Origin of the sequence: Pseudomonas sp. P5_152 (assembly GCF_033989915.1) — a bacterium.
Classification (GTDB): Bacteria; Pseudomonadota; Gammaproteobacteria; order Pseudomonadales; family Pseudomonadaceae; genus Aquipseudomonas.
In genome coordinates this window covers 5552935-5571960 of the sequence record NZ_JASFAH010000002.1, presented here as the reverse complement: position 1 = coordinate 5571960, position 19026 = coordinate 5552935, and the positions used below count along the sequence as shown (strand labels likewise).

Annotated in this window: 16 protein-coding genes; 5 read left to right on the top strand and 11 right to left on the bottom strand. The window is 63.4% G+C overall.

All coding sequences use genetic code 11. From position 1 onward, the window contains the following. Nucleotides 1-18: 18 nt before the first annotated feature. The 3 genes from QMK50_RS25535 to QMK50_RS25525 all read right to left on the bottom strand — a co-directional run bounded on the left by QMK50_RS25535 (nucleotide 19) and on the right by QMK50_RS25525 (nucleotide 4363). Entirely contained in the window at nucleotides 19-1308 is a 1290-nt protein-coding gene (locus QMK50_RS25535; protein WP_320334327.1) for an FAD-binding oxidoreductase, read from the bottom strand. 82 nt (nucleotides 1309-1390) lie between these two features. Beyond that, nucleotides 1391-3229 carry an amidohydrolase gene (locus QMK50_RS25530; protein ID WP_320334555.1) on the bottom strand — a complete coding sequence of 613 codons (1839 nt, stop codon included), beginning with the start codon at nucleotides 3227-3229 and terminating at the stop codon, nucleotides 1391-1393. Nucleotides 3230-3319: 90 nt separating this feature from the next. Further along, the gene (locus QMK50_RS25525) at nucleotides 3320-4363 is read right to left on the bottom strand and encodes an AraC family transcriptional regulator (protein WP_320334326.1); all 1044 of its coding nucleotides are present in this window, start codon (nucleotides 4361-4363) and stop codon (nucleotides 3320-3322) included. A gap of 176 nt (nucleotides 4364-4539) precedes the next feature. Here QMK50_RS25525 and QMK50_RS25520 point away from each other — a divergent pair, with 176 nt between their 5' ends. Genes QMK50_RS25520 through QMK50_RS25510 form a run of 3 tightly spaced genes read left to right on the top strand, consistent with a single transcriptional unit; the run spans nucleotide 4540 to nucleotide 7185 of the window. After that, nucleotides 4540-5724 carry an acetyl-CoA C-acyltransferase family protein gene (locus QMK50_RS25520; protein WP_159995322.1) on the top strand — a complete coding sequence of 395 codons (1185 nt, stop codon included), beginning with the start codon at nucleotides 4540-4542 and terminating at the stop codon, nucleotides 5722-5724. 14 nt (nucleotides 5725-5738) lie between these two features. Then, complete coding sequence (locus QMK50_RS25515; RefSeq protein WP_095169739.1) at nucleotides 5739-6590, top strand: 3-hydroxybutyryl-CoA dehydrogenase; 852 nt, start codon at nucleotides 5739-5741, stop codon at nucleotides 6588-6590. Then, the gene (locus QMK50_RS25510; RefSeq protein ID WP_095169634.1) at nucleotides 6577-7185 is read left to right on the top strand and encodes a TetR/AcrR family transcriptional regulator; all 609 of its coding nucleotides are present in this window, start codon (nucleotides 6577-6579) and stop codon (nucleotides 7183-7185) included. The genes QMK50_RS25515 and QMK50_RS25510 overlap by 14 nt, the downstream gene beginning before the upstream one ends. A gap of 1003 nt (nucleotides 7186-8188) precedes the next feature. On the opposite strand, the gene QMK50_RS25505 is transcribed toward QMK50_RS25510, so the two are convergent. The 8 genes from QMK50_RS25505 to QMK50_RS25470 form a co-directional block, all read right to left on the bottom strand. Then, the gene (locus QMK50_RS25505) at nucleotides 8189-9457 is read right to left on the bottom strand and encodes an OprD family porin (RefSeq protein ID WP_095169932.1); all 1269 of its coding nucleotides are present in this window, start codon (nucleotides 9455-9457) and stop codon (nucleotides 8189-8191) included. Nucleotides 9458-9543: 86 nt separating this feature from the next. Then, nucleotides 9544-10548 carry a branched-chain amino acid ABC transporter permease gene (locus QMK50_RS25500; protein WP_095169931.1) on the bottom strand — a complete coding sequence of 335 codons (1005 nt, stop codon included), beginning with the start codon at nucleotides 10546-10548 and terminating at the stop codon, nucleotides 9544-9546. A gap of 2 nt (nucleotides 10549-10550) precedes the next feature. Continuing rightward, the gene (locus QMK50_RS25495; RefSeq protein WP_095169930.1) at nucleotides 10551-11438 is read right to left on the bottom strand and encodes a branched-chain amino acid ABC transporter permease; all 888 of its coding nucleotides are present in this window, start codon (nucleotides 11436-11438) and stop codon (nucleotides 10551-10553) included. 73 nt (nucleotides 11439-11511) lie between these two features. Continuing rightward, nucleotides 11512-12726, bottom strand: coding sequence for an ABC transporter substrate-binding protein (locus tag QMK50_RS25490; RefSeq protein WP_095169929.1), 1215 nt, complete (start codon nucleotides 12724-12726; stop codon nucleotides 11512-11514). 108 nt (nucleotides 12727-12834) lie between these two features. Beyond that, a complete protein-coding gene (locus QMK50_RS25485) occupies nucleotides 12835-13557 on the bottom strand; it encodes an ABC transporter ATP-binding protein (protein WP_159995316.1) in 723 nt (240 codons plus the stop codon). Then, complete coding sequence (locus QMK50_RS25480; protein ID WP_159995314.1) at nucleotides 13554-14330, bottom strand: ABC transporter ATP-binding protein; 777 nt, start codon at nucleotides 14328-14330, stop codon at nucleotides 13554-13556. Before QMK50_RS25480 ends, QMK50_RS25485 begins: the two co-directional genes overlap by 4 nt. Before the next feature lie 236 nt (nucleotides 14331-14566). Next, entirely contained in the window at nucleotides 14567-15157 is a 591-nt protein-coding gene (locus QMK50_RS25475) for a peroxidase-related enzyme (RefSeq protein ID WP_159995312.1), read from the bottom strand. 140 nt (nucleotides 15158-15297) lie between these two features. Continuing rightward, on the bottom strand, nucleotides 15298-16371 hold the full coding sequence (locus QMK50_RS25470) for a sigma-54 interaction domain-containing protein (RefSeq protein WP_159995310.1): 1074 nt from the start codon (nucleotides 16369-16371) through the stop codon (nucleotides 15298-15300). 332 nt (nucleotides 16372-16703) lie between these two features. Between QMK50_RS25470 and QMK50_RS25465 the strand changes: the two genes are divergently transcribed. After that, on the top strand, nucleotides 16704-17777 hold the full coding sequence (locus QMK50_RS25465; protein WP_320334325.1) for an ABC transporter substrate-binding protein: 1074 nt from the start codon (nucleotides 16704-16706) through the stop codon (nucleotides 17775-17777). Between the two features lie 21 nt (nucleotides 17778-17798). Beyond that, complete coding sequence (locus QMK50_RS25460) at nucleotides 17799-19022, top strand: lipase family protein (protein ID WP_320334324.1); 1224 nt, start codon at nucleotides 17799-17801, stop codon at nucleotides 19020-19022. Nucleotides 19023-19026 lie beyond the last annotated feature (4 nt).

Below are 19026 nucleotides of genomic sequence, written 5' to 3'. Positions count from 1 at the left end.
ATTCCGGAAGAGGATTGATCAAATGCTGTCGCGCAGTCGGTACCAGACCTTGCCGATGGCTTCCAGCGGCGCGGCCAGGTATTTGCCGCCGGGAAAGCTATCGTTTTGCAGACCTTGGTACAGGGCTAACTCGTCGGTCTGGCCGAGGATGGCCGCCGACACCGCGCGTGCGGCGGCCAGGGTCGGCAACACGCCGTGTCCCGAATAGCCCTGCAGCCAGTAGAGATCGCCGCGCCGGCCGATGTCCGGGGTGCGCTTGAGGGTCAGGTCGATGTGCCCGCCCCACGCGTACTCCAGCTCGACGCCCTGCAACTGCGGGAACACCCGCTCGAGAAACGGCCGGGTTGCCGCGCCGATGTCCCTGGGCATGCCGCCCAGGTAGGTGCAGCCGCCACCGAACAGCAGGCGGTGGTCCGGGGTACGACGAAAGTAATCGAGGACAAACTGGTTGTCGGTGACGCACACATTGCCCGGCAGCAACGCCCTGGCCAGTGCCGGCGCCAGCGGCGCGGTGGCGACCTGGTAGGTGCCCACCGGCAACACGCAACTGGCCAACTGCGGATCGAGTCGATCGAGGTAGGCATTGCAGGCCAGCACCAGCACATCGGCGCGCAGGCTACCCTGCTCGGTCTCAACCACGTAACGATCGCCCACCTGGCGGTAGCTCAGGGCCTTGCTTTGCTCGTAGATGCGACCGCCTGCGCTTTCGATGGCGGCGGCCAGGCCCAGGGCCAGTTTCAACGGGTTCAGGTGCCCGCCTTCGGGATCAAACAACCCGGCCTGGTAACGCTCACTGGCGACCCACTGCGGCAACTGTTCGCGGGGGATGAATTGCAGGCCATCGTGACCCCACTTGTGGCTGGCCTCGTGCTGCCACTCGGTCAACAGGCTGACCCGCCGGGGCATGACCGAGGTCCACAAATGCCCGGGGCGATAGTCACAGTCGAAACCGTGGCGGGCCGGCAGTTCACGCAACTCCCGGGCGGCCCAGCGCATGCTGTCCCACAGGCGGCGCGCGCGCTCATGGCCGAGCGCCGCTTCCAGGGGCGGCATGTCGCAGGACCAGCCGAGAATCGCCTGGCCGCCATTGCGTCCGGACGCGGCCCAGGCCACCCGGCTGGCTTCCAGCACCGTCACGCGCTTGCCGGCCAGGGCCAGGCGCAACGCGGTGTGCAGGCCGCTGAAACCGGCACCGATGATCACCACCTCGGTGTCCTGCTCGCCCGCAAACACCGGTCGTTCCAGCAATCGATCGGCGCAACTGTGGGCGTAGTAGCTGGCGACATGTTGTGTGGATTGCTGAAACATCTGTCTACCCATGAAATTATGTTTTTATAATTTCATGAAAAACTACAGCATAATTTTCATTAGCGCAATCGCCGGCCAGCCCTCAAAAGGCGAAACACGAACAACCGAAGGCGCCCCAGAATCCCTGGAAATCACTCACCGGGACGTTCGACAGCCGCGCGCGCTGGTGACCATGGGCATGCACGCCACAAGGTCCGCGGCACTGGTGCACCTGAGCCTGCAGCGGCGCAGCCGGGCGCCAATGCCCCGGGACCTTGACCACCGGCGACCAGTCCGGGGTCACCGGCAAGGTGGGTGGCGCGAGCCGCTGAAAATCCCCCGCCGCGTGCACCACCTTGCCGCCGACCACCGTCAGCAGCGACTCGATCCACTTGATCGCTTCGTCCTCGACCGTGAAATAGTCCGCCGACAGCGCCACCAGGTCCGCCAGTTGCCCGACCTTGATCTGGCCTTTCTTGCCCTGCTCCGAGGAGAACCAGGCGCTGCCGTGGGTGTACAGTTCCAGCGCGGTGTCCCGGGGCAGCCCTTGCGGATACAGCGCCAGCCCGCCCACCGTGCGCCCGCTGACCATCCAGTACAGCGAGGTCCAGGGGTTGTAGCTCGACACCCGCGTGGCATCGGTGCCCGCCCCCACCGGCACGCCCTCGGCGAGCATGCGCTGGATCGGCGGGGTCAGCTCGGCGGCCTTGGCGCCGTAGCGTTCGACGAAGTACTCGCCCTGGAACGCCATGCGATCCTGGATCGCGATGCCGCCGCCGAGCGCCCGCACCCGCTCGATGTTTTTCGGGCTGATGGTTTCGGCGTGATCGAAGAACCACGGCAAGCCATTGAACGGTATATCCCGATTGACCTTCTCGAACACGTCGAGCATGCGCGATATCGATTCGTCGTAGGTGGCGTGCAGGCGAAACGGCCAACGTTGCTCCACCAGGTGCCGCACCACCGGCTCCAGCTCCTGCTCCATGGTCAAGGGCAGGTCCGGGCGCGGTTCGAGGAAGTCCTCGAAATCCGCTGCCGAGAACACCAGCATTTCCCCGGCGCCGTTGTGGCGCAGGTAATCATCGCCCTGGTGCAGGCTGACGCTGGCGGTCCAGTGTTTGAAGTCGTTGAGCTCCTCCTTGGGTTTCTGGGTAAACAGGTTGTAGGCGATGCGGATGGTCAGTTGATCCTTGGCCGCCAGCTCGTTGATCACCGCGTAGTCATCCGGGTAGTTCTGGAAACCACCGCCGGCATCGATCGCGCTGGTGACCCCGAGGCGGTTGAGCTCGCGCATGAACTGGCGGGTCGAGTTGAGCTGGTATTCCAGCGGCAGTTTCGGCCCCTTGGCCAGGGTCGAATAGAGGATCATCGCGTTGGGCCGAGCCACCAGCATGCCGCTCGGCTCGCCATTGGCGTCACGCACGATCTCGCCGCCGGGCGGGTTCGGCGTATTGCGGTCGTAGCCCACCACCCGCAAGGCCGCGCGGTTGAGCAAGGCGCGGTCGTAGAGGTGCAAGACAAACACCGGCGTATCGGGGGCGGCCTTGTTCAATTCGTCGAGGGTCGGCAGGCGTTTTTCGGCGAACTGGAATTCGTTCCAGCCGCCCACCACCCGTACCCACTGCGGGGCTGGTGTGCGTTCGGCCTGGTCCTTGAGCAGGCGCAATGCGTCCACCAGCGACGGCACCCCTTCCCAACGCAATTCCAGGTTGTAGTTCAGGCCACCACGGATCAAGTGCAGGTGCGAGTCGTTGAGCCCGGGGATCACCGTGCGCCCCAGCAGGTCGATCACCTGGGTGCCCGCGCCGCGCAAGGCCATGGCCTGGGCGTCGTTGCCGACCACCACGAACCGCCCGTCCTTGATCGCCACCGCGCTGGCCCGGGGCTTGGCCCGATCCACTGTGTGCAGGCGACCGTTGTGCAGAATCAGATCGGCAATCACGTTATTCATCACAGGCACTCCCCAATCATGGCGACTTTCAACAGTAGTTGAACAACGCCCAGGGCATGCCGGATTACTCAGCCGAGACGATCACCGGTCATGCTCGTCCACCGCCGGCAACGCCTGCGCGCCCTGGAACCGTGCCCGATAACGCCCCGGGCTTTCCCCCGTCCACTTCTTGAAGGCGCGGTGAAACGCGCTGGGCTCCTGGAAGCCGATCTGCTCGGCAATCGTGGTGATACTGGCCTGGGTGCGGCGCAATTGTTCGATCGCCACCGCGCGGCGCACCTCGTCCTTGATCTCCTGGAACGCACAGCCTTCGCGCTCGAGCTTGCGCCGCACGGTGCTGGGGCTCAGGTGTTGCTCGCGGGCAAAGGCTTCCAGGGTCGGCCATTGGCTGTAATCGCTGTTGCGCAGCCGCTGATGGACCTGCGCCGCCAGGCCGTGCTGGTTGCGGAAGCGAATCACCAGCCATTGCGGGGCACTGCGCAAAAACGCCTTGAGCGACGCCAGGTCCTGGGTCACCGGCAGTTGCAGGAAGCGGCTGTCGAACTCGATTTGCGTGCGTGCCGCGCCAAAGGTCAGATTGGCGCCCCAGAGCAAGGCATCGTCGTCCAGGGACAGACGCGGGTGCTGGAAGTCGGCGCGGTCGATGGCGATCCGTCGTCCGCCCAGCCAGCACAGCAGGCTGATCATCAGCACCAGGAAGGTCTCTTCACCAAAACGCGCCAGCTCAACGCTGTGCGCCTGGGTCTGCAGGCTGATCAGCGCGCGCTTGCCGCGCACGGTCAGGGTGCCGCGAAAGTCCCGCAGGAACAGGGCAAAGTTGGCCAGGCACTGGCGCATGGCTTTTTCCAGGGTCGGCTCCTGGATCAGCGCGCGGCAGATCAGGGCGAAGCTGCCGGGTGGCATGCCGTGGGAATCGAGGCCGAAGAACTCGTCCTGCAACTCACCAATCTGCGCCAGCCACAACGCGGCAAACGCCGAGGCCGGGACCCGCGCCGCCGGCTGCTCCAGCAGTTGCGGATCGATCCCCACTTGGCGCAGCACCGCGTGCAGGCGCTGTGGGTCCGCGCGCAAGGCCTGGATCATCGGGTACACGAAGTACACCGCTACCGAATCCGTCTCCCGCATGTATTTCCCTGGCTCCCGATCATCTGAACATGGCAAAAAACGCCACCACCCTTGCGCAGTTTTGGCATAGGCGCCGCGGCGCGGCTGACTCTAGACTCAGCGCCATAAACCAGCCTCCTCCAGCGCCGCCCATATTACGTGAGCCGCGCGCTGCCCACGATACCCAGGGAACATTCATGAAGCCTTCCGATATTTTTGTCCTCAGCGCCGTCCGTTCCGCCATCGGTGGTTTTGGTGGTTCCCTCAAGGACGTTTCGCCGATCGACCTGGGCACCGCCGTGTGCCGCGCCGCCATCGAGCGCTCGGGCCTGGCCCCCGAACACATCGGCCACACCGTGATGGGCCACGTGATCCCGACCGAAGCCCGCGACGCTTACATCTCCCGGGTGATTTCGATGAACGCCGGCCTGTCCAAGGAAACCCCGGCCTTCAACGTCAACCGCCTGTGCGGTTCCGGCCTGCAAGCAATCGTCAGTGCCGCCCAGAGCCTGATGCTCGGTGACGCCGGCGCGGCAATGGCCGGTGGCGTGGAATCCATGAGCCGTGGCGCCTACCTGCTGCCGCAGGCACGTTGGGGCGCGCGCATGGGCGATATCCAGGGCATCGACTACATGCTCGGCGCCCTGCATGACCCATTCGCCGGGATCCACATGGGCATCACCGCGGAGAACATCGCCGAGCATTTCGGCATCAGCCGCCAGGCCCAGGACCAACTGGCCCTGCTCAGCCAGCAGCGCGCTGCCCACGCCATCGCCGAAGGGCGTTTCGAGGGGCAGATCGTGCCGATCGAGATCGCTACCCGCAAAGGCACCGTGACCTTTGCCACCGATGAACACGTGCGCGGCGACGTCAGCAGCGAACAGCTGGAGCGCATGAAGCCGGCATTCAAGAAAGACGGCAGCGTCACCGCCGGCAACGCCTCGGGCCTCAACGACGGTGCCGGCGCACTGATCATGGCCACCGGCAAAGTCGTGCAGGAACAAGGTCTCAAGCCGATGGCGCGGCTGGTGGGTTACGCCCACGCCGGTGTCGAGCCGTCGATGATGGGCCTGGGTCCGATTCCCGCGACCCGCCTGGTGCTCGAGCGCGCCGGCCTGACCGTGGCTGACCTGGACGTGATCGAGTCCAACGAAGCGTTCGCCGCCCAGGCCTGTGCCGTGGCGCAGGAACTGGGCTTCGATCCTGCGAAGGTCAACCCTAACGGTTCGGGGATTTCCCTCGGTCACCCGGTGGGCGCTACCGGCGCGATCATCGCCACCAAGGCCATTCACGAACTGCACCGCGTGCAGGGCCGTTACGCCCTGGCAACCATGTGCATCGGCGGCGGCCAAGGCATCGCCGTGCTGTTCGAACGCGTATGAGCAAGGACATCGACATGAATCTGCAGCACATCGGCGTGATTGGCGCCGGCACCATGGGCAACGGCATCGCGCAGGTCTGCGCGGTGGCAGGCTTGCAGGTGACCCTGATCGACATCGCCGAGAGCGCCTTGCAAAAGGCCCTGGCCACCGTCGGCAAGAACCTCGATCGCCAGGTAGCCAAGGGCAGCCTGAGCCAGGAACAGAAACTCGCGGCCCTGGGGCAGATCCGCACCAGCACCGACTACGCCAGCCTGCACGGCGTGCAGATGGTGATCGAGGCCGCGACCGAGAACCTCGAGCTGAAATTGCGCCTGTTGCAACAAGCTGCGGCCCAGGTCAGCGCCGAGTGCGTGATTGCCTCCAACACCTCGTCGTTGTCGATCACCCAGTTGGCGGCCAGCGTCAGCCACCCCGAGCGGTTCATCGGCCTGCACTTCTTCAATCCGGTGCCGGTGATGGCGCTGATCGAAGTGATTCGTGGCCTGCAGACCAGCGACGCGACCCACGCCCTGGCCCTGGACATGGCCCAGCGCCTGGGCAAGACCGCGATCACCGCGGGCAACCGTCCGGGGTTTGTGGTCAACCGGATCCTGGTACCGATGATCAACGAAGCAGTGCTGGTGCTGCAGGAAGGCCTGGCCAGTGCCGAAGACATCGACGCCGGCATGCGCCTGGGCTGCAACCAGCCGATCGGCCCGTTGGCCCTGGCCGACCTGATTGGCCTGGATACCTTGCTGGCGATCATGCAAGCCTTCTACGACGGCTTCAACGACAGCAAGTACCGCCCGGCCCCGTTGCTCAAGGAAATGGTCGCGGCCGGCTACCTGGGTCGCAAGACCGGACGCGGCTTCCATGTCTACGACTGAGCGCTGCTCGCGCTTTGCCCAAAGCCGGGACAAGGCCCTGGAGCTGTTCGCCAGCAAGGGCTTTGGCCAGGTCGGCATGCGTGAACTGGCGGCGTACCTGGGGCTTACCCCAGGTTCGCTGTATCACCACTACCCGAGCAAACAGCACCTGCTGCTGGATTTGATCGAAGAATTCTACGAAGAACTGCTGGCCACCCTCACCCGCATCGAACGGCGCTCGCGCACCTCCCAGGACCGCCTGTTGCCGCTGATCCAGGCACACCTGAAACTGCATCAGGACATGCCCTGGCACTTTCGCCTGGTGGAGCGCGACAGCAGTTGCCTGAACGACGACCAGCAAGTGCGCGTCCGTCAGTTACAGCAACGCTACGAGCAACAACTGATGCGCATGCTCTGCCCCGCGATCCGACTCGGCGACCAAGCCCTGCTGGCCGCCGGACACACCATCGCCTCCCTGCTCAACAGCGCCCCCGGCTGGCTGGGCCAACACCCCCTGCCCCCCCGCGAGCGCGACCGCCTGTTGCACAGCCTGTTGGTCGGCGCCATCGAACGCATCCTGGCCGACAACACCCCACTACAAGCCAACGTCGCCTGAGGGCTCCACAGGTTTGGCGGGTGTATGGATAATCTGCGAACGACCTGGATTAATGTGAGAGCGGGCGCCCGCTTGCGGCGCCTGCTTGCGGCGCCCGCTTGCGGCTTGCCCGCGATGGCCATAGGTATCTACACAACTTTGTAGCGGCCTGTGGCGAGGGAGCTTGCTTGGCGGCCTCTGGGGGGTTGGATTAGGCGGGGTACATATCCATTTCTGCGGTAACGGCCACCTATGGTTCCGCTTTTACAGCGGCTCACTTTTGGAGGAGCCCAAAAGTAAGCAAAAGGCTCTTGCCCCACCACTTGGCACCTCGCTTGGGCTCGGTGTGCCCCTCACTCCGGCTTGAATCCGTGGGCCGCCGCCACGCGCCATCCATGGCGCGGGGCGGCTAACCCGGCGTCCTGCCGGGTTACCCACGGCTTCAAGCCTGCGTTCGGCCAGCGTGGTTAACGGGGCGCCCAGGATCAAAAGCCAGAGCCAGAGCCAGAGCCAGAGCCAGAGCCAGAGCCAGAGCCAGAGCCAGAGCCAGATCAAAAGATTGCTGACTTCGTCAGCGTCTTAGGAAGTAGAAGCCACACCGCGCATGCCCTAGCGATCAGGTCGGCTCTAAGGCCGCCTCGCTTTGTTTTTGATCCTGGGCGCCCCGTTAACCACGCTGGCCGGAATCCGATATTGATTTGGGGGTAAACCGGCAGGACGCCGGTTTAGCCGCACTGGGCCAGGGAGGGCCCATTGCGGCGGCCCCCAAATCAATGTCGGATTACGGGCATGCCGAGCCTAAGCGAGGCACCGAGTGGTGGGGAAGAGCGTTTTGCTTACTTTTGCGCTGTTCAAAAGTGAGCCGCCGTCAGGCGGAACCATAGGAGGCCGTTACCGCAACAATGGATATGTACTCGGTCTAATCCAACACCCCAGAGGCCCAGAGCCCCAGAGCCCCACACGCGAGCAAGCTTTGCTCCTACAGGGCCAAATATACGCAAGGCCCTGCAGGCGCCAGCCTCTGTTACCAAAGCGCCAGGGTATAACTGACGATCAACCGGTTCTCGTCGATGTCGCTGGCGAAGCTGGACCGGTAAGTCGCGTTACGCCATTTGAGCCCGACGTTCTTCAGCGCGCCACTCTGGATCACATAACCGATGTCGGTGTTGCGCTCCCACTCCTTGCCTTGCCCTGGGGCGGCGCCCAGGTTGATTTCATCACCCTTGACGTAACGGGTCATGAAGGTCAGGCCGGGAATACCGAGGCCGGCGAAGTTGAAGTCATAACGCGCCTGCCACGACTGTTCGTCCTGGTTGGCGAAGTCGTTGATCTGCAGCAGGTTGACCAGGTAAGGGTCAGTACCGTTGACGTTGGCAAAGCCGGTGTCGCCGCTCATATCCTGATAGGAGAGGCCAAACGCATGGGCCCCCAGCGAGTAGGTGAACATGGCACCCAGCATGCGGTTGTCGACGTTGCTGTTGCCGTCATCGGTGGCGCTGGACCAGCGCAGATCGGACTTCAACGACTGCCCCTCCGTCACCGGCAAGGTGTGGGTCAGCGTCAGGTAGTGCTGTTTGTACAAATCGTCCAGGTGCGCATAGTGGTACCCGGTGGTCAGCGCGCTGTTCCATTTGTAGTCGGCGCCGATGAAGTCGAACTGGTCGGTAAAGGGGTTGGCACCGGTGATGATGTTGCGCCGCGGCCCCTTCATCAGCGTCATGTCTTCGCGGTTGCTGGAGTTGCGCTGGCTGACCTGGGTCAGGCGGCCGCCGTTGAACGACAGGTTCTCCACGTCCAGCGAGCTCAACTGCCCGCCCTGGAAAGTCTGGGGCAACAAGCGCGATTCGTTGGGTACCAGCACCGGCAACTTGGGCATCAGGGTGCCCAGCTTGAGGGTGGTTTTCGAGACTTTGAGCTTGCCGGTCAGACCCAGTTCACTGTAGTCATCCGGGGCCCGCTTGGACACCGGTCCCTGGGGCAGCAGCCCGGTGACCCCGGCACGATCCGGGCTGGAATCGAGCTTGATCCCCAACTGCCCAAGGGCATCGATCCCGACGCCCACCGGCCCTTCGGTGTACCCCGACTCCATGCGCAGGATAAACCCCTGGGCCCACTCCTCGCCCTTGCTTTGCGGAGCGCCGGACTGGCGGAAATCCCGGTTCATGTAGAAGTTGCGGGTTTCCACACTGGCCTTGCTGTCGTCGACAAAGGCCGCCGACGCTGGCGCGCACACCCCGATGACCCCGGCGATACCAGACAACTGAACGATACGGACAGAACGTTTGACGTACATAAGGCTCTCTTTTTTATTGTTGTTGTGAAGCGCACCCGCGCACCCTGCGCGGGCTCCAGACAGCAATCGCGGCGAATCAGCTACTACTAGAAGTTGCGGCGGCTGAGCTTGAGTACCCAGCCGACAATGCCGACCCGGAACAGCAGCACGCAGATGACAAAAATCAGCCCCAGGATCACGTGCACCCATTCCCCCAGCGGGCCGTTGGACAGGTAGCTCTGCAGCGTCACCACCACAGTGGCGCCCACCAGCGGCCCGAGCACCGTGCCGACACCGCCCAGCAAGGTCATCAGGATCACCTCGCCGGACATGTGCCAGTGCGCATCAGTCAATGACGCCAGCTGGAACACCACCGTCTTGGTCGAGCCAGCCAGGCCGGTCAGCGCCGCCGAGATGACGAACGCCAGCAGCTTGTGGGCATCGACGTTGTAGCCCAGGGAAATCGCCCGTGGCTCGTTCTCGCGGATCGCCTTGAGCACCTGGCCGTAGGGCGAATGAATGGTGCGCTGGATCACCGCGTAGCCGAACACGAACACCGCCAGCACGAAGTAGTACAGGGTCAGGTTGTTGTTCAGGTCGAACAGCCCGAACAACTGGCCGCGCGGTACCCCGTGCAGGCCGTTCTCGCCGCCGGTGAACGGCGCCTGGACGTAGATGAAGAACACCAACTGGGCCAATGCCAGGGTGATCATCGCGAAGTAGATCCCCTGTCGGCGGATCGCCAGCAAGCCGAACAGCAGCCCCAGCACCGCCGAGGTCAGGGTGCCGGCGAGAATCCCCAGCTCGGTGCCCAGGCCACTGTAGTGACTGAGCAAAAAGCCGGTGACATAGCCACCGGTGGCGAGAAACGCCGCATGCCCGAACGACAGCAGGCCGGCATAGCCCAGCAGCAGGTTGAAGGCACAGGCGAACAGGGCGAAACACAGCAGTTTCATCAGGAACACCGGGTAGATCGCCATCGGCGCCACCAGTGCCACAGCGAACAGGGCCAGGTAGAACCAGCGCTTGCGGCGAGTCGCCGCCTGCTGCCGTTCCAGCACCACCTGAGGTTGCAGGCGCGTTGCGCCCGTCTTGATCTGCAGACTCGTCATCTTCACGCCTCCTTACCGAACAGTCCTGCCGGACGTACCAGCAGCACCAGCACCATCACCAGGAACACCACGGTGTTGGCCGCCTCTGGATAAAACACCTTGGTCAGCCCTTCGATCAGGCCCATGGCCAAACCGGTGACGATGGCGCCCATGATCGAGCCCATCCCGCCGATTACCACCACCGCAAACACCACGATCAACAGGTTGGCGCCCATGGTCGGGGTCACCGAATAGATCGGCGCCGCCAGCACTCCGGCGAAGGCCGCCAGGGCCGCACCGTAGCCATAGGTCAGGGTGATCAGCAGCGGCACGTTGATGCCGAAGGCCTGCATCAGCTTGGGGTTCTCGGTGCCGGCGCGCAGGTAGGAACCCAAACGCGTGCGCTCGATCATGAACCAGGTCACCAGGCACACCGCCAGCGCCGCGACAATCACCCACGCGCGGTAAGTCGGCAGGAACATGAAGCCCAGGTTGTAGCCGCCCTTGAGTTGCTCCGGCATCGGGTAGGAAGAACCGGACACCCCGAACAGCTTGACGAAAGAACCTTCGAGGATCAGCGCCAGGCCGAAGGTCAGCAGCAAGCCGTAGAGGTGATCCTCCCCGGCGATGCGCCGCAGCAGGAAGCGCTCGATCAGCACCCCGACCACCCCCACCAGCAACGGCGCCAGTACCAGCGCCATCCAGTAGTTGACGCCCAGGTAGTTGAGCCCCATCACCGCGGCGAAGGCGCCGAGCATGTACTGCGCGCCGTGGGCGAAGTTGATGATGCGCAGCAGGCCAAAAATGATCGCCAGGCCAAGGCTGAGCAAGGCGTAGAACGCACCGTTGATCAGCCCCAGGAGCAACTGCCCGGACATGACGCTCAGGGGGATACCAAAAATCAAAGTCATGATTCACCACTCGCAGGAAATCCGTGACACCCGGCTGCCAGCAGCCGGGCAACAAGCGTGTGCAGCGCCGCGGTCAGCCTTTGGTCAGCAGCTTGCACTTGCTTTCGGATTCCGGGCGATAGGCCTCATCGCCGGGAATGGTGCGCACGATCTTGTACAAGTCCCACTCGCCCTTGGACTCGGCCGGGGTCTTGACCTGGGCCAGGTACATGTCGTGGACCATGCGGCCATCGGCGCGGACCTTGCCGTTCTTGGCGAACATGTCGTTGACCGGCGTCGCCATCATTTGCTTGCGTACAGCCTGGGCTTCGTCGGTGCCGGTGGCCTTGATCGCATTGAGGTAGTTGGTGGTGGCCGAATAGATGCCCGCCGGTACCATGCCCGGCATTTTGCCGAAGCGTTTGTGGTAGCGCTGCGCCCAGGCACGGCTATCGTCGTTCATGTCCCAGTACCAGCCGGTGGTCAGCATCAGGCCCTTGGTGACATCCAGGCCCATGGCATGGATATCGTTGAGAAACACCACCATGCCGGCCAGCTTCTGCCCAGACTGCGCGACGCCGAACTGGCTGGCGGTCATCAGCGAGTTGACGGTATCGGAGCCGGCGTTGGCGAAGGCGATCACGTCCGCACCGGAGCCCTGGGCCTGGAGAATGTAGGAGGAAAAATCGCTGCTTGGGAACGGGTGGCGGACCTTGCCGACCACCTGGCCGCCATCGGCTTCGACCACCTTGGTGATGTCCGCTTCCATCGCATGGCCGAAGGCATAGTCGGCGGTGAGGATGAACCACTTCTTGCCACCTTCGGCCAGCACCGACTTGGCCGTACCGTTGGCCAGCGCGTAGGAGTCGTAGGTCCAGTGGATGTGGTTCGGCGAGCAATACTCATTGGTCAGGCTCGAAGCCGCTGCGCCGGAAATCAGCGCCAGCTTGCCGGACTGCTCGACCACCTTGCTGGCAGCCAGCACCACCGAGGACGCCACCATGCCGGTGACCATGTCGACGTTGCGCTCATCGACCCACTGGCGCACGGTGTTGGCGCCGACGTCCGGCTTGTTCAAGTCATCGGCGCTGAACACCACGATCTTCTTGCCGTTGACCTGCCCACCGAAATCCTCGATGGCCATGTTCAGGGCTTCCAGGCCACCGGGGCCGGACAGATCACGATAGGTGCCCGACATGTCCGCCAGGTAACCGATGCGAATTTCGTCGTCACTGATCTGCGCCTGCGCCGCACCGGCGATCAGGCTGGAAACCAGGATGGCGCTTGCTGTGTGCTGAAAAACCTTCATGTAGTTCACCCACTGTCCGAAGTTATTTTTATTGTTCCAGGCAAAGCGGCCCCGTGCCGTCGAGCCGTGAGACTCGGCGGCCTGCGTGATGCGCGGGGTAAAACGGGTTCAGACGCCCAGGCAGCGGTGCAGCAGTTCCTGCTTGGCGTCCAGTTCAGCGGCACTGATCTGCTCGATGATCTGACCGTGCTCCATCAAGTAATGGCGGTCAGCCAACGGCGCAGCAAAACGGAAATTCTGTTCCACCAGGACGATGGTCAGGCCCTTGTTCTTGAGCTTGATCAACACCTCGGCGAGCTTCTGCACGATCACCGGGGCCAGGCCTTCGGTGATCTCGTCCAACAGCAACAGGTTGGCGCCGGTGCGCAGGATCCGCGCCATCGCCAGCATCTGCTGCTCGCCGCCAGACAGGCGCGTGCCCTGGCTGAAACGGCGCTCATAGAGGTTGGGGAACATCTCGTAGATTTCATCGAGGCTCATGCCGTCGCTGCGCACGGTCGGCGGCAACAGCAGGTTTTCCTCGACATTGAGACTGGCGAAAATGCCCCGTTCCTCCGGGCAGAAACCGACACCCAGGCGCGGGATCAAGTGGGCCGACAGGCCGATGGTTTCGGTGCCGTTGACCACGATGGAACCGGTACGGCGCCCGACCATGTTCATGATCGCCCGCAGCGTGGTCGAGCGGCCGGAGCCGTTGCGCCCCAGCAGCGTGACCAACTCGCCACGGCGCACTTGCAGGTCGATGCCATGCAGGATGTGCGACTCGCCGTAAAAAGCATGCAGGTCATTGACCCGCAGTTGTTCGAACTCAGGACTGTGCAGCGCGTTCATGCTTGCGCCCCTTCAACCGCCACCGCCTCGCTGCCCAGGTACGCCTCGCGCACCTGCGGGTTGGCGGAGACACTGGCGTAGTCGCCCTCGGCCAGAATCGCGCCACGGGCCAGCACGGTAATGCGGTCGGACAGTTCACTGACCACGCTCAGGTTGTGCTCGACCATCAACACCGTACGCCCCACCGCTGCGCGCCGCACCAGCTCAATCACCATGTTCACATCCTCGTGTCCCATGCCCTGGGTCGGTTCGTCGAGCAACAGCACACTGGGGTCCAGCGCCAGGGTGGTGGCCAGTTCCAGCGCGCGTTTACGGCCATAAGGCAGTTCGATGGTCTGGGTGTGGGCGTAGTCGAGCAGGCCCACCTCGTCGAGCATTTGCATGGCCCGTTCATTGAGGGAGTCGAGGCTGCTTTCGGCTTTCCAGAAATGGTAGGAGTCGCCGCGCTTGCGTTGCAGGGCCACGCGCACGTTTTCCACCACACTCATGTGGCCGAACACCGCGGAGATCTGGAACGAGCGCACCAGGCCCAGGCGCGCAATCTCGTTGGGCTTGAGGCGGGTGATGGGTTGGCCCAGGTAGAGGATCTCACCGCGGGTCGGCGGGAGAAACTTGGTGAGCAGATTAAACACTGTGGTTTTACCGGCCCCGTTAGGACCGATCAAGGCGTGGATGTGGCCCTTCTGCACACGCAGATCAACTGAGTCTACGGCGGTAAAACCGCGAAACTCCTTGGTCAGGCCGCGTGTTTCCAAGACAAACTCTGGTGACATGTGGAGCCCTCTAACCTTGATTGTTTTTATTGGTTATGGCGCTGCTGGCACACTCTACTGCTTGTTTACGCTTACGTAAACGTTACGGAATATACAAAAGTCCTACAGGGACTACAGAAACAACTTGTGAGCAAATGTATCAGCGCTCCAACAGGTACTGGCCAGAGGCTCAAGCGCGGGCCTCAGCGGGCTGATCGAGGCCCTATAAACGCGTTTATAAAGGCCTTGTACTCCGTTCATTTCGCACTTCTTGGCACACGGCCCATCAGGTAGAACTCCGGGTTGGGTGGCGTTCCGGCCAAGGACACCAGGCGGTTGGAAAGGCTGAAAAAGGCCGTCACCGCGCCGATGTCCCAGATGTCCTCGTCACTGAAGCCCACTGCCTGCAGGCGCTCGCGCCAGCTATCGTCGAGCGCGCCGCCAGCGGCGCCGAGGTGAAAGGCAAAATCGAGCATCAGCCGCTGGCGCTCGCCAATCGGCGCGGTGCGATGGTTGATCGCCAACTGATCGGCCAACAGCGGGTCCTTGCTGTAGATGCGCAGGATCGCGCCATGGGCCACCACGCAATACAGGCAACCGTGGCGCGCGCTGGTGGCGACCACGATCATCTCCTTCTCCGCCGCCGTGAGGCTCTCGGACTCACGATCCATCAGGGCATCGTGGTAGGCAAAAAACGCGCGAAATTCCGCCGGCCGGTGGGCCAGCATCAGGAACACGTTTGGCACAAAACCGGCTTTCTCCTGCACCGCGAGAATACGCTCGCGCAGGTCGGCGGGGAGTTGCTCGAGGGTATGTGGAACCGGGAAATGACTGATGCCAGAAGACATGGGACGTCCTTGATCGATGACCACGATGAGCGAAAGACTCAGGCGCACAACGAACATCAGAACCCGAGCCGGGTGTTACGCGACCTTTACGTTAACGTAAAGGTAACGCAGCCACAACCGGCTTTTTCTTCGGCGCAGGGTTACTCCTCCAAGGTCACCGGCTTGTTCAGTTCGCCGATCTTCTCCAGCCGCGCGCGCACGATGTTGCGGCTGATGTTCAGCAGGCGTCCGGTCTGCAACTGGTTACCGTGGCAGTAACGGTAAGCGGCGCGAAAGATGGTCTCTTCGATGTGCTCGTAGAGATCAGGGATGTTCTGCTCGAACAGCGCCTGCAACGCCGACTCCAGGTCCACCGGGCCGCTGAGCGCAGGGTGGGCATGACTCGCCTGCTCCTGGCGAATGCCCGAAGAGCGCATGTCCACCAGGTGCAGGTCGGCCGGCGCCACACGCTGGTTACGGCACACCAGCAAGGCATGGTGGATGGAGTTTTCCAGCTCGCGGATGTTGCCTGGCCAACTGTGATCCAGCAGCTTGCGTTCGGCCTCGATACTCAGGGTCGCGCGGTTGTAGCCCAGGCGCTGGCAGTGCTCCTCGAGGAAAAACTCGGCCAGCGGCAGGATGTCGCCGGGACGTTCGCGCAGCGGTGGCAGGCGGATGGTCGCCACGTGCAACCGGTAGAACAGGTCTTCGCGAAAGTGCCCCGCCACCACCGCGTCCGCGAGGTTGACGTTGGTCGCTGCCACCAGGCGCACATTGATCGGTATCGGTGTGCGCGAACCCAGGCGCACCACTTCGCGCTCCTGCAATACCCGCAGCAATTTCACCTGCATGTTCAGCGGCAAGTCACCAATCTCGTCGAGAAACAGCGTGCCGCCGTTGGCCGCTTCGAACCAGCCGGCCTTGTTGCTGGTGGCGCCGGTGAACGCGCCCTTTTCATGGCCGAACAGTTCGCTCTCCACCAGGGTTTCGGCAAAGGCACCGCAGTTCACCGCCACGAACGGTTCGCGGCCACGGCGGCTGAGGTTATGGATGTGGCGGGCGACCAACTCCTTGCCGGTGCCGGTCTCGCCGATGATCAGGGTGTTGGCTTCACTGGGCGCCAGGCGCTCGATGCGGCTGAGCAACTCCTGGGAGCGCGGGTCCTTGAAGACCAGCACGGTGGCGCGCACCGACTTGGTCAATTCGCGTGCGTGGGGATGAGTGATCAGCGACATGGTGCATTCCTGGCAGTAAAAGCGCGGGTTCAATAGTGCACGAAGATAGTTAGACTAAAAAATTATTAATTAATCTTTATATATTCCATAAAAACATATACCGCAGCATTGCTCCTACCCTGCTGCTGGAGCAGCAACAGGCACGCACCGACCTGTTGGTGCATCAGCAACACGCCGGCGACCGAACCTTGCGCCAAACCGCGAAAGCCTTGCCCAGCAAGGGCTGCAGAGCATTTCTCCGACACTGGCATGCTATCTGCTCTGTCCCTCCAGACATCCGGTCAGCAACCGCCAGGCGCTGTTGCTGGCGCGGTCATTCAGGGGGAAATTCAATGAAACGTTTATGGCGCAACAGCCTGGTCGCCTTGACCGGATTACTACTCACCGCCACGGCCTTGGCCGAACAGGCGCCGGCTTCGGTGAAGATCGCCATCGTCGCGTTCACCCAGGGTGGCAAGCCGGTGTTCGGTGGCATCGCCGGGCGAGTCATCGAGGACGGCTGGCTTGAGCAGCAACTGAGCCAACGCGGGATCAAGCTGGAGTGGATCGCCCTGCCCCACGCCGGCGCCGGCCCGCAGATCAACGAAGGCTTCAGCAACAACAGCATCGACTTCGCCGTGCGCGGTGACCTGCCCTCGGTGATCGCCGGTGCGGGCGGCGTGCCGGGCAAATTGATCGTACCCGGCGGCAGCGGCAACAACATCTACCTGGTGGTGCCGGCCAACTCGCCAGCCAAGAGCATCGAGGACCTCAAGGGCAAGCGCCTGGCCCTGCACCGTGGCCGTCCGTGGGAATTCGCCTTCAGCAACTTCCTCGCCAGCCAGGACCTCAAGCTCAACGACTTCAAGATCGCCAACCTCAACCCGCAAGTCGGCGCGGCGGCGGTATCCGCCGGCAAAGTGGATGCGGCGGTCCTGCTCAGCGAAGCCTATGCCCTGGAAGACAAGGGCGTCGGCAGGATTCTCTGGTCGAGCAAACAAGGCGCCAACGACTGGCGGCTGATCTCCGACCTCTGGGGCACCGAACTGTTCGTGCAGCAGCACCCGGACCTCACCCAACTGCTCGCCACCGCCTGGGTCAAGGCCGCTTGGTGGATCTCCCAGACCCAGAACCAGGACGCCTACTACCAGCTCTCGTCCCGCGCCGGCACTGCCGAAAGTGTGTTGCGCCGCGACGACCAGAACGACCCGGTGGCCTGGAAAGAGCGCTGGGCGCCGAAAAGCGACCAGCAACTCAAAGCCCACTACCAGGCCCTCACCGCCTACGCCCTGGCCAACCAGCTGATTCGCGACAACTACGACATCAGCTCATCGCTGGCCACCGGCTTCACCAACCAGGCGCTGATCGACCTGCAACTCACCGACTACTGGCCAGCGCTGCGCGGCCAGGTCACCCGTAATCCTTGAACCTTCGATAAGGACATCCCGATGAAACTCAGCCACCGCTTCACCTTCGGCCTCAGCGTCCTGGCGCTGTCCATGAGCGCCCTCGCCGCTGGCACCCATGCGCCCAAGCCCGATCCACTGCAAGGCGACGGCCGCGTCTCGGCGTTCTACACCTGGCAGGAAGTGATCCCGGCCACGCCCGGCAAGTTGCTGCGCAGCGAGCCGCTGGAAAAAACCCTGAGCCTGCCCAATGCCGCCAGCGCGCAGCGCATTCTCTACAGTTCCACCGACGGTATCGACAACAAGACCCCGATCGTGGTCTCCGGCACCCTGTTCCTGCCCAAGGGCAAGGCCCCGGCCGGTGGTTGGCCGGTGGCCAGTTGGGGCCACGGTACCGTGGGCATCGCCGATGTCTGCGCGCCGTCCTGGCAGGGCCGTTCCTACCGCGACGTGCAATACCTGAGCCGCTGGCTGGATGAGGGCTACGCGATTGTCGCCACCGACTATCAGGGCCTCGGCGTGCCCGGCGGGCATCCGCTGCTGAACAACCGCATGGCCGCCTACGGCATCCTCGACGCCGCCAAAGCGGTGGTCGCCGGCGTGCCGGGGCTGGCCAACAAGGTGTTGATCGTCGGCCAATCCCAAGGTGGCGCCGGGGCCTTTGCCTCGGCCGCCTATGCGCCGACCTACGCCCCGGACCTGGGGGTCAAGGGCAGCATCGGTACCGGGGTGATCTACACCGTCGGCGCGAAAAACGTCGGCGAGCAGGACCTCAACAAAGTCGATGCGTCCCTGGCCTACGGCTTCTACACCCTGCTGGCGGCCCAGCAATACGACCCGACCATCAACCCCAAGGACTTCTACACCGACAAGGCCCTGCCGCTGTTCGAACAGGCGCGCACCAGTTGCCTGGCGTCCCTGGTCAGCGACGTGGTCGGCGTCGGCCTGACCCCGGCCAATGCGAAGAAGGACTACCAGGGCGATCAACTCGCCGCCTGGCAAAAGCAAGTGTCCTACCCGACCTTGAAACTGGCCCAGCCGATCTTCATTGGCACCGGCGCCGAGGACAAGACCCCGGCAGCCGCGACCCAGGTGGCACTGATGCAAGACGCCTGCAAGACCGGCTCGGTAGTCGAGGGCCATCTGTACAAGGGCCTGGGCCACAGCGAAACAGTCAACGCGTCGCTCAAGGACTCGGTGCCCTTCGCCCACAAGGTGATCAACGACCAGCCTGTCACCCCGATCTGCAACCCCAGCGTGCAGTAAGCCG